Consider the following 13,549-nt stretch of genomic DNA (forward strand, 5'->3'; position numbering starts at 1 on the left):
AAAGTTGATTGCTCGTCTCTCGATCAGGTTCTCCCCATCTATGGGGTCTGTTCAAGCACCTTGGCTGTGTAGCTCAGCGGCGCCACTTCCCTTTCAAGATCCAGGTGGTAGTCGCCGAAGCGATTGATGTGGCTGGTCCGATAAGGCGACAGGCCGGCCAGGATCTCGGGCGTCAGTTCAATCCCCTCCTTCCTCATCTCGGCCAAGGTCCGGCTCATGCCTTCCACGTTGTGGAGGATGATCATGTTGGCCACCAGCTGGCTGTACTTGATGATCTTGCGCTGCTCGTGTTGGACGTTCTCAGCAATGATCCCCTGGCTGCCAAAGAACACCCATTTCACGAAGCCGTTGTATTCCTCGCTCTTGTTGGTGGCAGCATGGATCGTTTTGCGGATCTCATTGTCATCAATGTAGCGCAGCAAGAACAGCGTTCGAACGGCCTTGCCAAGTTCCCGGAAGGCGAAGTACAGCTTGTTCTTCCGGCTGTAGGTGCCCAGCCGGCGCAGGATCGAGGACGCGGTGATCTTGCCCAATCGGATTGAGATCACCACCCGCAGCATGTCGTGGAGATGGGTGGCGATCAGTTGCCAGTCGATGCTGTCCCCGAACAGTGCCTGGATGTTCTTATAAGCCCTACCCGGTTCGGGCCGAAAGAATGTCAGGTCCTTGATGTTCCGGATCCGGGGCATCAGCTGGATGCCCAGCATGTGGGCCAGGCCGAAGACCGGATAGCTTTGGGCCTGCGTGTCGCCATGGACGATCTCAGGCTGGATGTCGGAAGTGTTGGCCAACAGACCGTCGAGGATGTAGATGCCCTCGTGCACGCCACAGGGAATGAAGTGGCTGAACGGCGCTACGTATTTGTCGGACACGTGGCAGTAGCCGATGCCACCGTAGCCGCCGTAGCGGATGTGATACTCCGACAGCAGGTTGTCCTCGTAGACGCTCCACTTCGTGCCATCAGCTGATGCGCTCTTGCCGCTGCCCCAATAGCCAGGCAGGTCGAATCTGTTGTAGGTATTGATGACCTCCACGATGGCCTTCTCAAGCACATCCTCGGTCACGTATTTCAGGTTGAGCCAAGCGACTTGGCGCCGGCTGAAGCCCTTGATCGACCGCGCCGTCTGCGTCGGCCCCAGGTTGCAGCCATAGCAGAATAGCGTGGTGATCACACGTCGGGGCAGATCTTCGACCTGGCTCTCGGTGCCGGCGATCGGGCGGAAGAAACGGTGCAGATCCAGCCATTGGCTGGCATCGATCAGGACATCGACGATGCTGGATTCTGGAAGCCGTTCGGCGATGAGGCGATCCACCGTGGTAATCGCGCTGGAGACTTCGGCGCGTTGCCCCTTCCGCAGCACCAGGCGCCCATCCAGGATGTCCGCATGTACGTTCTCCGGGAAACGCGCGTCGACCTCATCGGCCAGGGAGGTCAGTTGTGCACGTAATCCCGCCACGAAAGACTCGGCGTCGGTGGGCAGGCCTGACACCTGGCCGTAGGCTTCCAGTTCCTGGGCCAAGGTGGCTTCATCGACCAGCTGCTCACGGTAGTCATCAAACCGTTCGCTGCTGGGAATGAAGAGATCTCCGGACTTCAGTTCGTCCTTGACCTGCACCAGCACGGCCAGCTCGAAGTACTTACGGTGCATCCAGCCGGCGCCGGCTGCACTGGCCCGCTTGCCGAACACGTGCTGACACCAGAGCTTGGACATCCAGTCAAAGTCCTTTTCCGGGTCCAAACCGAGGGAGGCGACCTCGATCAGCTCACGGCGCTGGTTGCGCAGCGAGAGCACCGCTGCGATCAGCGGCTCCATGCCGGCGTCGTGGCTGGTCGCCCGAAGTTTCATCAGCTCCAGCCCATTGAACAGCAGCGGCCTGACCGCGCCATAGGGCTGCAGCATGAAAGGCAGGTAGTTCTTCCCGGCGTAGGCCATATGTTCTTCGCATTCGGCCAGCAAGGTCGACACTTCCGCTTCCAGGCTGTTGTCGATGGCATCCACGCGCTGACTATCGCTGCCGTCTAGCTGATAGGCCTGCAGGATTTCCTTGAGCTGGCCGATGAGGAAGTCGGCCCGTTTGGCATGTTCGAGCTGGTAGGCCAGCAATTTCTGCTGGGCCGTGTTCTCCAGCCCGCGCACCTGCTTGATGAACAACTCGGCTGCATCATCCAGTGTCTTGGCATGCTGGGCGCGAATGAAGATGGTGGCCAGCGCATAGCGCTTGTCCGGAGCCAGTTCGGCCAGCTCGCTGGCGTCATAGGCCCGAGCCATTGCACGGAACTGCTTGAGCTTGGGCACCGGCACATCGATGGGAGGCAGCTGGTCGGCCAACTGCTGCAGCATGCGGATGTGCTGCAGGTAGAACCGAACTTCCTTGTTGGTGGGCCGGCCGGGCTCGCGCTTGAGTGATTGCCAGCCGGTGAACCTGGACCCTTCCGGTGCGCGCAGCAGTTCGTCGATGAGCGTGCGCGTGGCAGGCGTCAGCGCGTGGCTGATGCTGCGGTAGTAGCCCAGATTGACCCGCTCACGGGCGCCGATGGCGGCCAGCTCCAGAGTGCGGAAACCGGGCAGTTCGTAGCGATGGTGCACCAGCTCTTCGAGCAGGACGTTCACGATGTCCGGGATGGTGTGCTTGGTCTGGGCTGCTCCGGTGGCCACTGTGTCCAGCCAAGCCAAGCCCGATTTATCCAGGGGACGTACCCCGATGAATTGCCGAAGCTGCGGCATATGCCGGCGCTGGCTGCCGGAAGCGTCGTAGCGTTCGAGCTGGTCGGTGTCCAATACGCGCCCGAGTCGGGCGGCCTTGGCGATGTGCTTCCGGATCCGCTCGGGTACGTCGGCCAACAGCGTGAAGTAGCCCAAGCGTTGGAAGAGCTTGAGATGAATCAGTACCGCCAGCTGCGGACCCGGCTGGGTGGTCAGCTGCTTGGCGAATGCAATCTCAGCGGCGGTCGGGGTATAGATCTCCTCCAGTTCCTTGGCGGTGGGATCAGGCTTCAGTCGCGGGTAGGCGGTCTCGTGAAGGGTAGCCATTGGATCCGGAGGGTGTGAGGGGGATCAGTCCCAGTGCCGGCCGTCGTCTGTACTGAGCGACGCTTCCAGGAAGCACTGGTGCGTATCGGCCATGCGGTGCATGTCATCGAGCAACGTGGCCAGGATTTCATCCAGATCCCTTTCGGGATCGGTGGGAGCAGTCAACTGGTACTCGCTGCTGGCGGTGTTCAGGCGCACAGCCTGGAACGGGGCCAAGCAGATCTCTTCAATTCGGCCTCGGGCCTTGGCCGCGCCGCGGCCCGTGCGGGCAAACGGGGTCAGCACCATGCGCAGGCGCAGCTGCAGGGCCGATTTGCCCTCCGGCGCCGGCAGTGCCATCGCCGGTACCGGCACGGTTGGACTGGGCAGGCTTGCTTCAATGCGGTCCCGGGCAAACGGGTCACGCCCGTCCAGGTAACGCATGGCCGACTGCACATCGCGCCAGCCCACGTACTCCATCAAGGCCTTCATGTCCCAGCCTTGGTCGTTGGCCCAGCTGGCAAAGCCGCGGCGCAACGAATGGCTGCTGTGGAGCCCCGCATCGGCAAAGCCTGCACTGGTCAGCAACTCGCGCAGCAGGCGCACCAAGCTGTTGGGATGCAGGCCTTCGGCGCTCACCTGGCCCCATTGGTTGACTGCCCGAAACACCGGCCCTTCTTGCAGGTCGGCCGCCTGCAGCCACGCCTGGGTCGCCTCCACCGGACATAACCGCGACAGCGCCGGCACCTTGTAGGTGACGCCGGCTGCTTGGCGATCACCCTTGCTGCGTGGCAAGAAGCAGGTCATCCCCTGTCCCGGCACCAGCGTGAGATGGGCCACGTCCAGACGCAGCAGTTCATCGCCACGGAATCCCCGCCAGAACCCGAGCAGCACCAGCGCTCGGTCTCGTTGATGGCGCAGCGCCGCCGGCCCATCGCCCCGGGCATGTGCCGCAGCGATCGCCGCGGCCAGCCAGTCATCGAGCTCGACCAGCCGCCGAATCTGGAGCGGCGCGGCTTGCTTGACCTGGCCCGGGTGCAGGGTCTGGATGCCTTTGAGCACCTTGCGCACCAGCGGCGATCGGGTCGGGTCGACAAAGCCGTGGTCGCGGTGCCAAGAGGCGATGGCCGCCAGACGTTGGCGGAGGGTGCTGGTCGCCAAGGTCTGCGCATAAGCGGCCAGGTACCGGGCCACGCTGTCAGGTGTCGCTGGGAGGTGGCCTTGCCATTCAACCTCGAAGTGCCGCAGCGCCGACGCATAGCTGCGCACCGTGTTCTGGCGCGTGGCCGCATCGAGGTAGCGGTCCAGTTCGGTCACTGGCGCGTGGCCTCCACCGAGGTCGTCTGGCGCAGCGTCGACAGGATGGTGCATTCCGCCCGCTGCCCGCCATGGCAACTGGCAATCACCCGTTCCAGCTCGCTGGCCATGCGCTGCAGGTCGGCCATGCGGGCGCGCACGTCGGCCAGATGGCTGCGGGCCAACCGGTCCACGTCCCCGCACGAAAGCTCCTCATCGCCGGCCAGCTGCAGCAGGCTGCGGACCTCCTCCAGGCTGAAGCCCAGGTCCCGGCCACGCGCAATGAAGCGCAGCCGCTCGATGTCGGCCGGGCCATAGACCCGGTAGCCGTTGCCCGTGCGCCCCGGGCGCGGCAGCAACCCGATCCGCTCGTAATAGCGAATCGTCTCCAAGTGGCATCCGCTGGCGTCGGCAGCCTCACTGATTTTCATTCGTAGTACGCTTGACTCCGTAGTAGCTACGGACTTTACGCTGAACCCGTATCCGCCGCCACTCCGGCCGCGGCGCTGCATGTGACGACCATGCCACTGCCCATCGCCTTGATTCGCTACTGCCTGATTGCCTTGCTGATCGGCTGGGTTCTGCCCGCTTCTGCTCAGGCGGAGCCTGCCGCAGCAGACCTGCGCCAAACCTGGCAGATGCTCGATTACATCGCGGTCGACTACCCCGGCGCGGTCCAGGCCGGTCGCGTAATTGCCCCCAACGAATACGCCGAAATGAGCGAGTTTGCCGGCGCCGTGCGCAGTCAGCTGGCAGCATTGCCCAGTGGCCAGAACCAGCAGGAGCTGACGGCCCAGGCCGACCGCCTGGTCCAGGCGGTGGCAGAGAAGGCCGACCCGGCGCAAGTGGCAACGTTGGCGCGCGGGCTCGGCACGACGCTGTTGGCCCGCTACCCGATCGGCGCTGTTCCGGCGAGCGCGCCGAAGACCTCCCAGGCCGCGTCCATCTACAGCCAGCAGTGCGCGGCCTGTCACGGCCCCACAGGTCACGGTGATGGCCCCGCCGCGCAAGCGTTAAGTCCGCCGCCGATCGCGTTCACCGATGCCACTCGCGCCGCGCAGCGAACGCCGCTGTCGTTGTACGAGGTCATTTCCCAGGGTGTGCCGGGTACCGGCATGGTCAGCTTCTCTGGGCTGTCAGAAAGTGATCGCTGGGCGTTGGCATTCTATGTGGGCAGCTTGGGGTACTCCTCGCAAGCCAAGGCTCAAGGTGAGGCGTTATGGCGCACCAGTGCCGAGGCCCATACGCACATTCCCTCGCTCGAAGCGCTGACACGCACGCGAGAGGCCGATCTTGCCACCACGATGCCCGCCGATCAGGCAAACGCGATCATCGCCTACCTGCGTTCGCAGCCACAGGTAGTAAACGAAGCGGTACCAGGAGCCGATCGCTTTGCGGTGGCGCGGCAGCGACTGGCCGCCAGCCAGCGCGCTTACGCTGATGAGGACCTGGCTCAAGCCAAAAAGCTTGCGCTCTCGTCCTATCTGGATGGTGTAGAGCCGCTTGAACCCACGCTGGCCACGCGCAATCCGTCATTGCTGCGAGAGATCGAGACGGCCATGGCAGGCTACCGCGCGCAGCTGGATCAGCATGCGCCCGCGGCTGACGTTGCCGGGCAGGCAGCGCAAATTGCCCAGCTGTTTGATCGCGCGGACGTGGCGCTGCAGGACACCCGAATAGGCGCCAGCACCGCGTTTCTAGGCAGCTTTACCATCTTGGTACGCGAAGGACTGGAAGCGCTGCTGATCGTGATTGGTATCGTGGCGTTCTTGCGTAAAGCCGAGCGGTCTGATGTGTTGCCGTATGTGCATGCGGGTTGGATCTGCGCGTTGTTGGCAGGCGCAGCTACCTGGGCGGTGGCCACTTACTTTGTTGATATCAGCGGTGCGAACCGGGAAGTCACTGAGGGCGTCTCGGCCTTGTTCGCTGCCGCTGTCCTGCTCAGCGTAGGCATCTGGATGCACCAAAAGAGCCTTGCAGGGCGGTGGCAGGAGTACCTGCACGCCAAGCTGACGACTGCGCTGACACGGCGCTCGGCTGTTTTCCTGTTCATGCTGGCCTTTGTCGCGGTGTACCGCGAGGTGTTTGAGACGATCTTGTTCTACATCGCGATGTGGAGCGATCAGGCGTCCACCGCCATCCTCGCAGGCCTGGCGGCGGGAATCGCGGTGTTGGCTGCGGTGGCGTACTGGATGCTGCGCATGAGCAGGCGGCTGCCGATTGGCCGGTTCTTTTCGATCAGCTCGATTCTCATCGCGGTGATGGCGGTCATCCTGATCGGTAAAGGCGTGGCCGCGTTGCAGGAAGCGGGCTGGATCTCTCAAACACCGCTCGCGTTGCCGCGCATCGAGTGGATCGGCCTGTATCCCACCTGGCAGTCGCTGCTGGCGCAGGTATTGGTAGGCACCGCCGCCATCGTGGGGTTCCTCGCCAATGCCCGTTCCGGTGTGCGTAGACAGCCAGGCGCAAACAAGCAATGAAACAACACAGCAGAGGACCAAGACATGAGTGATTGCGGGTGCCACCACGAAGCCAAGAACAAGGAGGAGCGACGCATCCTCTGGATCGCCTTGGTCCTGAATGCAGCGATGGCCGTGATCGGCGGCATTGCCGGCTGGATTGCCCATTCCACCGGGCTGCTGGCTGACGCGCTGGACATGCTGTCTGACGCCACCGCCTATGCCATTGGCCTGGTCGCTATCGGGCGCACGGCGCGCTTCAAGGCCAACGCCGCGTGGGTCAGTGGCAGCGTGCTGCTGGTGCTGGGCGTAGGCGTGCTGGTCGAAGTCGGCCGCCGGGTGATGTACGGCGCCGAGCCGGTCAGCGGTTGGATGATCGGTACCGCTCTGGTCTCGCTGGCCGTGAACCTGAAGGTGCTCCGTATGCTCGCCCCCTTGAAGTCTGGCGAAGTGCATCTGCGAGCGACCTGGCTGTTTACCCGCGCCGATGTGGTGGCCAACGTTGGGGTGATTCTGGCCGGCCTGTTGGTGTGGTGGCTGGCCAGCCCCTACCCGGATTTCGTGATCGGCGCCCTGATCGGCCTGTATGTGATCAAGGAGGCTTTCGAGATCTTGGGTGATGCTCGCCGGGCGCGTGCCGACGCGCGCAAAACGCCTGCATGACAGCGCTTGGCCGGCTGAGCTGTGGCCTGCGCTGGCTGCTGCTGGCGCACTTGGCCGTGGGCCTTGTGACGCAGCCGGTGCTGGCAGTGGTTGGCGAGCTCCATGCTCAAACCCATCTGGCCGCGGCCGACCATGACCCGGCAGTGGCATCACCAGCTTCCGAGCGTGGCGTAGACGCCGCGCTGCACCGGCTACAGCAGCTGGTGCTGTGCTGTAGCCAGGCCGCGCCGGCTCCAGAAATAGTGTTGGCCATTGCTCATATCGGCCGGCATTGGCCGTCGGCGACAGCCCATGCGGACAGATATCGGCATGAGCACCTGCTCGCGCCGTTCCGGCCGCCGATCGCAGGGTGATGCGCGCCGGCGTGCGCCGGATCCCTGTTGGCTATCGAAAATTCTGGAGTACTTCATGCATGTGCGATTGGCGGCCCTGGCCGCGTGGCTACTGTTGAGCGCGGCGGCAACGCCGGCGACAGCAGAAGAGCTGATGACCTTGGACGACGCGTTTGCACGCGTGGCCCAAACCCACCCCGAGCTGCGCCTGGTCGATGCGCGAGCCACGGTGCTCGCTGCCGAGCGCGACCAGGCCGTGCAGCGGCCACCGTGGACGTTGGGGGCGGAGGTTGAAAATGCGCTGGGCACGGGCGCGGCCCGTGGCCTGGACAGCGCGGAGTTGACCTTGAGCCTGAGCTCGGTCCTGGAGCGCGGCGGCAAGCTCGACGCCCGCCGCACCTTGGCCCAAAGCCGGATTGATGCACTGGCCGTGCAGCGCGAGACCAGGCGGCTGGACCTGCTCGCCGAGACGGCGCAGCGCTATTTGGCCGTTGTCGGTGCCGACCGGCAACGCAGCCTGACGAACATGGATGTCGGCCAGCGCCAGCGGACCGTCGCCGCTGCCCGGCAGCGCCTGCAGGCTGGCGCGTCTCCCGAATCGGTGATGCTCACCGCACAAGCAGCACTGGCGAGAGCAGAGTTGACCCGTGATCGGGCCGAGCAGCAGCGCATTGCCGCCCGGCAGCACCTTGCTGCCCTCTGGGGCGAACGTGCTCCGAGCTTCGAGGTGGCCGCGGCGGATCCCATGACCCTGCCGGCGATCGCGTCCATGCAGTCGCTGGCCGAGGAATTGGAGCGCACTCCCGAGTTGGCGCAGTTTGCCGATGCCCGCCGGATCGCGCAGGCACGACTGCAGCTGGCGCGTTCGGCGGCCTCGCCGGACTTGTCGTGGCAGCTGGGCGTGCGCCGCCTGCAGGAGACTGACGACACCGCGCTGGTGGCCAGCCTGTCCATGCCACTGGGCAGCCGCAGCCGCGCGCAGCCGGAGATCCGCGCCGGCGAAGCCGAGCTGGAGGTTCTGACGATCGAGCGCGAGGCCAAGGGCCTGTCGCTGTATTCCACGCTGGTCGAAGCCCATGGTCGCTACACCGTGGCGCAGGCCGAGGTGGCACGGCTGCAAGGCGAGGTGCTGCCGAAGTTGGCCCGGGCTGAGAAGGCCGCCGAGCGCGCCTATCGCGCCGGCGCGATCAGCTACCTGGAATGGGCACAGCTGCAGTCCGAACGCACGGCCATGGCCCAGCAGCAGCTGGACGTGGCGCTCGATGCGCAGCGCGCCCTGATCGAAATTCAACGCCTGACCGGCCAAGCGCTTGTCGCGCCGCCGGCGGCTGCTTCCACCGGAGAGACCCCATGAATCGCTTTTCTTGGACCGCACTGGGCATGGCCCTGATGATGCTGGCCGCCTGCAACGCGTCGGCCCCCAACGAAGCGTCCGAAGGCGGCGCCGCCGCTGAGGGCGAAGAGCACGGCGAGCACGAGGAAGCGCCGCTGGAAACCAAGATTGCCGCCAAAGCTGCGCAGGCAGCGGGTATCCAGGTCGCACCGGCAGGCCCCGGTGAGATTGCTGACGAGCATGAGGTGCAAGGGCTGTTGACCCCGATTGACGGTCGCATCGCGCAGGTCACGGCACGCTTCCCCGGACCGGTCCGCTCCGTGCGTGCGGGCGTGGGTGATCAGGTACGGGCCGGCCAGGCACTGGCCACGGTAGAGAGCAACCTGAGCCTGACCACCTATACCGTCACCGCGCCGATCAGTGGCGTGGTCATGGCGCGCACGGCCGCCGTAGGCATGGCCGCCGCTGAGGGCGCGCCGCTGTTTGAGGTCGCCGACCTGTCCACGCTGTGGGTGGACCTGCACATCTTCGGCGCCGACGCCCAGCACATCGGTGCTGGCGTGCCGGTGACGGTTACCCGCTTGAGCGATGGCGTCACCGCACAGACCACCTTGGAGCGCGTCCTGCCCGGCACCGCCACCGCCAGCCAAAGCACCATTGCGCGCGGCACGGTGGCCAACACCGATGGCCTGTGGCGGCCGGGGTCGGCGGTCAAGGCGCGGGTCACCGTGGATCGCCAATCGGCAGCGTTGGTGGTGCCGATCACGGCGCTGCAGACCGCAGAAGACCAGGACGTGGTCTACGTGCAGCAGGGCGAAACCTACCACACCCGGCCGGTGAAGCTGGGGCGCCGCGACGCCGAACGCGCCGAAGTGCTGGAAGGCCTCAAGGCCGGTGAACAGGTGGTGGTGGCCCAAAGCTTCCTGATCAAGGCCGACATCGAAAAGTCCACCGTGGAAGAAGAATGAGGCCCGCCATGCTCGAACGCCTCATTGGGCTGTCCATCCGCCATCGCTGGCTGACGCTAGTGCTCACCGCTGCGCTGGTTGCGCTGGGCGTGTGGAGCTACCGTCACCTTTCCATTGACGCCACACCCGACATCACCAACGTCCAGGTCCAGATCAACACCCAGGCCCCGGGTTACTCGCCGCTGGAGGCCGAACAACGGGTCACCTTTGCCATCGAAACGGCCATGGCCGGTCTGCCCAAGCTGGACTACAGCCGCTCGCTGTCGCGCTACGGGCTTTCGCAGGTCACCGTCGTCTTCAAGGACGGCACCGACCTGTACTTTGCCCGCCAGCAGGTCGCCGAGCGCCTGCAGCAGATCGCCTCCCAGCTTCCCGAAGGGTTGGACCCGGAAATGGGGCCGATCTCCACCGGGTTGGGCGAGATCTTCATGTACACCGTGGAGGCCGAGCCCAACGCTCGCAAGCCCGACGGCACCCCGTACACGGCCACGGACCTGCGCACCCTGCAGGACTGGGTGATCCGGCCGCAGCTGCGCACCACGCCCGGCGTCACCGAGGTCAACACCATCGGCGGCTTCGAGCGGCAGATCCACATCACTCCCGATCCAGCTCAGTTGGTGGCGCTGGGCTTCACGTTGAACGACGTGGTCGCCGCGGTCATGCGCAACAACCAGAACATCGGCGCCGGCTACATCGAGCGCAACGGACAGCAGTTCCTGGTGCGCGTGCCGGGCCAGCTAGCCAATCTGGAGGCAATCGGCAACATCGTGCTGGACCGGCGCGATGGCGTGCCCATTCGGGTGCGCGACGTCGCTAGCGTGGGCGAAGGCAAGGAGCTGCGCACGGGCGCGGCCACCCAGAATGGCCACGAGGTCGTGGTCGGTACCGCCTTCATGTTGTTCGGCGCCAACAGCCGGGAAGTCTCCCAGGCGGCCGCGGCCAAGCTGGATGCCGCCAACGCCAGCCTGCCTGCCGGCGTCCATGCCAAGGCCGTCTATGACCGCACCGCGCTGGTGGATCGCACCATCGGCACGGTGTCCAAGAACCTGATCGAGGGCGCGCTGCTGGTGGTGGTGGTGCTGTTCCTGCTGCTGGGCAATGTGCGCGCCTCGTTGATCACCGCGGCGGTGATCCCGTTGGCGATGCTGTTCACCATCATCGGCATGGTGCGTGGCGGCGTGTCGGGCAACCTGATGAGCCTGGGCGCGCTGGACTTCGGCCTGATCGTGGACGGGGCGGTGATCATCATCGAGAACTGTCTGCGCCGGTTCGGCGAGGCGCAGCACGCGCTAGGCCGCCAGCTCAACGATGAAGAGCGCTATGACCTGACCGCCTCGGCCACCGCCGAGGTGATCCGTCCCAGCCTGTTTGGCCTGGGCATCATCGCCGCGGTCTACCTGCCGATCTTCTCGCTGTCCGGGGTAGAAGGAAAAATGTTCCACCCGATGGCGATCACGGTGGTGCTGGCCCTGACCGGCGCCATGGTGTTGTCGCTGACCTTCGTGCCGGCGGCGATCGCCAGCTTCCTGCGCGGCCGTGTGGCTGAGCACGACAACCGCCTGATGCGCTGGTCGCGTGCCCGTTATACGCCGCTGCTGGATTGGGCCCTGCGTCGGCGCGTGGTGGTGCTGGCCGGCGCGGCCGTGCTGGTGGTGGGCTGTGGCGTGCTGGCCACCCGCTTGGGTTCGGAGTTCGTGCCGAGCCTGGATGAGGGCGACATCACCTTGCAGCCCATGCGTATTCCCGGCACCAGCTTGGAGCAGTCGGTGGCCATGCAGGAAACGCTGGAGAAGCGCCTGGCCCAGTTCCCGGAGGTGGCCAACATCTTCTCAAAGATCGGCACCGCCGAGGTGGCCACCGATCCTATGCCGCCGTCGATGGCCGACACCTTCCTGATGCTCAAGCCCCGCGACCAGTGGCCCGACCCGCGCAAGCCCAAGGCCGAGCTGGTGGAAGAGCTGGAGGCGGCGGCCAAGGAAATCCCGGGCAGCAACTACGAGTTCACCCAGCCCATCCAGATGCGCACCAACGAGTTGATCTCCGGCGTCCGTTCGGACGTGGCGGTCAAGGTCTACGGCGACAACCTTGACCAGTTGACGCGCCTGGCCAGCCGGGTCGAGCGGGTCATGCGTAGCGTCCCCGGCGCCGAAGACGTCAAGGCCGAGCAGGTCTCCGGCCTGCCGCTGCTGACCATCACGCCAGATCCGGCGGCATTGGCACGGTATGGCCTGAACCCGGGCGATGTGCAGGAAACGGTGGCCACCGCCATTGGGGGCAGTGTTGCCGGCCAGTTGATCGAGGGCGACCGCCGCTTCGACCTGGTCGTGCGCCTGCCCGAAGCGCAGCGCCAAGACCCCGCTGTGCTGGCAGATCTGCCCATTCCGCTGCCGGCAAGCACCAGTGTCGATGAGTCCAGCCGTCTGGCCGCCGGCGCCAATGGGGGGCCTCGCACGGTGCCGCTGCGGGAAGTGGCGAAGATCCAGGTAGAGCGCGGGCCCAATCAGATCAACCGCGAGAACGGCAAGCGCCGCGTGGTGATCACCGCCAACGTGCGCGAGCGCGATCTGGGCGGGTTCGTCGGCGAGTTGCGCACACGCATCGGCCAGGATGTCGCGCTTCCAGAGGGCTACTGGATCGATTACGGCGGCACCTTCGAGCAGCTGATCTCGGCCACCCAACGCCTGGGCGTGGTCGTTCCGGTGACACTGGCGTTGATCTTCGCTCTGCTATTCATGGCCTTCGGCTCGGCCAAGGATGCGGCCATTGTGTTCAGTGGCGTGCCGCTGGCGCTGACCGGCGGTGTGCTGGCACTGGCTCTGCGCGGGATTCCGTTGTCGATCTCTGCCGGCGTGGGCTTCATCGCGCTGTCGGGCGTGGCCGTACTCAACGGGCTGGTCATGATCGCCTTCATCCGCCGTCTGCGCGAACAGGGCGATCCGCTAGACGACGCTGTGCGCGACGGCGCCCTTGGACGCCTGCGACCGGTGTTGATGACCGCCCTGGTAGCCTCGCTGGGCTTCCTACCCATGGCCTTGAATGTCGGTGCTGGCTCGGAAGTGCAGCGGCCGCTGGCCACTGTCGTCATCGGCGGCATCGTCTCATCCACCGCATTGACCTTGTTGGTGCTGCCGGTGCTCTATCGTTGGCTGCATCGCGACCGAGCTCCCCGCGCCGGTAGCACTGCTTTGGAGTCCCCATGAACGAGCTCAACCTGGAACAGGTCCGTGCGGCGATGTTTACCGACCCGGGCGTGAAAGCGGTGGACGACCTGCGCCTGGTCGCCGGTGAGCATGGCCGTGCGATCGCGGCCACCATCACGGTCGCGGCGCCCTCGGTCGACCTGGACCTGGTGCATGCTGTGATTGCCCAGGTCCTGGCCGATCAATTCGGCATCGATCAGATCATGCTGTGTTTCAACGACCCGGGCCCGGTACCGCCGCCGCCCACCGCGGCGCCGTTAAAGAAGATGTGATCGCAGCCCCTGGCT

At 65.3% G+C, this 13,549-nt stretch carries 10 protein-coding genes; 7 read left to right on the plus strand and 3 right to left on the minus strand.

The window, feature by feature from the left end:
* Positions 1 to 38: 38 nt before the first annotated feature.
* The 3 genes from ACX9OT_RS04370 to ACX9OT_RS04380 are packed head-to-tail and all read right to left on the minus strand — an operon-like array spanning position 39 to position 4,738.
* Positions 39 to 3,032 (minus strand): Tn3 family transposase, encoded by a 2,994-nt coding sequence (locus ACX9OT_RS04370; protein ID WP_043033507.1) that lies wholly within the window; start codon positions 3,030 to 3,032, stop codon positions 39 to 41.
* A 24-nt stretch (positions 3,033 to 3,056) separates the two neighbouring features.
* On the minus strand, positions 3,057 to 4,328 hold the full coding sequence (locus ACX9OT_RS04375) for a site-specific integrase (RefSeq protein WP_005413373.1): 1,272 nt from the start codon (positions 4,326 to 4,328) through the stop codon (positions 3,057 to 3,059).
* A complete protein-coding gene (locus ACX9OT_RS04380; RefSeq protein ID WP_012480230.1) occupies positions 4,325 to 4,738 on the minus strand; it encodes a MerR family transcriptional regulator in 414 nt (137 codons plus the stop codon). The genes ACX9OT_RS04375 and ACX9OT_RS04380 overlap by 4 nt, the downstream gene beginning before the upstream one ends.
* Positions 4,739 to 4,828: 90 nt before the next feature.
* Here ACX9OT_RS04380 and ACX9OT_RS04385 point away from each other — a divergent pair, with 90 nt between their 5' ends.
* The 7 genes from ACX9OT_RS04385 to ACX9OT_RS04415 are packed head-to-tail and all read left to right on the plus strand — an operon-like array spanning position 4,829 to position 13,534.
* On the plus strand, positions 4,829 to 6,787 hold the full coding sequence (locus ACX9OT_RS04385) for a cytochrome c/FTR1 family iron permease (RefSeq protein WP_043033508.1): 1,959 nt from the start codon (positions 4,829 to 4,831) through the stop codon (positions 6,785 to 6,787).
* A gap of 24 nt (positions 6,788 to 6,811) precedes the next feature.
* The gene (locus tag ACX9OT_RS04390; protein ID WP_005413376.1) at positions 6,812 to 7,429 is read left to right on the plus strand and encodes a cation efflux transmembrane domain-containing protein; all 618 of its coding nucleotides are present in this window, start codon (positions 6,812 to 6,814) and stop codon (positions 7,427 to 7,429) included.
* Positions 7,426 to 7,782: a hypothetical protein gene (locus ACX9OT_RS04395; RefSeq protein ID WP_012480228.1), complete on the plus strand. Its 357-nt coding sequence runs from the start codon at positions 7,426 to 7,428 to the stop codon at positions 7,780 to 7,782. The genes ACX9OT_RS04390 and ACX9OT_RS04395 overlap by 4 nt, the downstream gene beginning before the upstream one ends.
* A gap of 55 nt (positions 7,783 to 7,837) precedes the next feature.
* Positions 7,838 to 9,115 carry a TolC family protein gene (locus ACX9OT_RS04400; RefSeq protein ID WP_043033510.1) on the plus strand — a complete coding sequence of 426 codons (1,278 nt, stop codon included), beginning with the start codon at positions 7,838 to 7,840 and terminating at the stop codon, positions 9,113 to 9,115.
* Entirely contained in the window at positions 9,112 to 10,062 is a 951-nt protein-coding gene (locus ACX9OT_RS04405; protein ID WP_021201906.1) for an efflux RND transporter periplasmic adaptor subunit, read from the plus strand. The genes ACX9OT_RS04400 and ACX9OT_RS04405 overlap by 4 nt, the downstream gene beginning before the upstream one ends.
* 8 nt (positions 10,063 to 10,070) lie before the next feature.
* A complete protein-coding gene (locus ACX9OT_RS04410; protein WP_049402758.1) occupies positions 10,071 to 13,262 on the plus strand; it encodes an efflux RND transporter permease subunit in 3,192 nt (1,063 codons plus the stop codon).
* A complete protein-coding gene (locus ACX9OT_RS04415; RefSeq protein WP_019184735.1) occupies positions 13,259 to 13,534 on the plus strand; it encodes a hypothetical protein in 276 nt (91 codons plus the stop codon). The genes ACX9OT_RS04410 and ACX9OT_RS04415 overlap by 4 nt, the downstream gene beginning before the upstream one ends.
* Positions 13,535 to 13,549 lie beyond the last annotated feature (15 nt).

The sequence above is a fragment of the Stenotrophomonas genospecies 3 genome (genome assembly GCF_054473855.1).

Coding starts and splice junctions, on each gene's coding strand:
- ACX9OT_RS04370 (WP_043033507.1), bottom strand. CDS start 3,032: ATGGCTACCCTTCACGAGACCGCCTACCCGCGACTGAAGCCTGATCCC.
- ACX9OT_RS04380 (WP_012480230.1), bottom strand. CDS start 4,738: ATGAAAATCAGTGAGGCTGCCGACGCCAGCGGATGCCACTTGGAGACG.
- ACX9OT_RS04385 (WP_043033508.1), top strand. CDS start 4,829: ATGCCACTGCCCATCGCCTTGATTCGCTACTGCCTGATTGCCTTGCTG.
- ACX9OT_RS04390 (WP_005413376.1), top strand. CDS start 6,812: ATGAGTGATTGCGGGTGCCACCACGAAGCCAAGAACAAGGAGGAGCGA.
- ACX9OT_RS04395 (WP_012480228.1), top strand. CDS start 7,426: ATGACAGCGCTTGGCCGGCTGAGCTGTGGCCTGCGCTGGCTGCTGCTG.
- ACX9OT_RS04400 (WP_043033510.1), top strand. CDS start 7,838: ATGCATGTGCGATTGGCGGCCCTGGCCGCGTGGCTACTGTTGAGCGCG.
- ACX9OT_RS04405 (WP_021201906.1), top strand. CDS start 9,112: ATGAATCGCTTTTCTTGGACCGCACTGGGCATGGCCCTGATGATGCTG.
- ACX9OT_RS04410 (WP_049402758.1), top strand. CDS start 10,071: ATGCTCGAACGCCTCATTGGGCTGTCCATCCGCCATCGCTGGCTGACG.
- ACX9OT_RS04415 (WP_019184735.1), top strand. CDS start 13,259: ATGAACGAGCTCAACCTGGAACAGGTCCGTGCGGCGATGTTTACCGAC.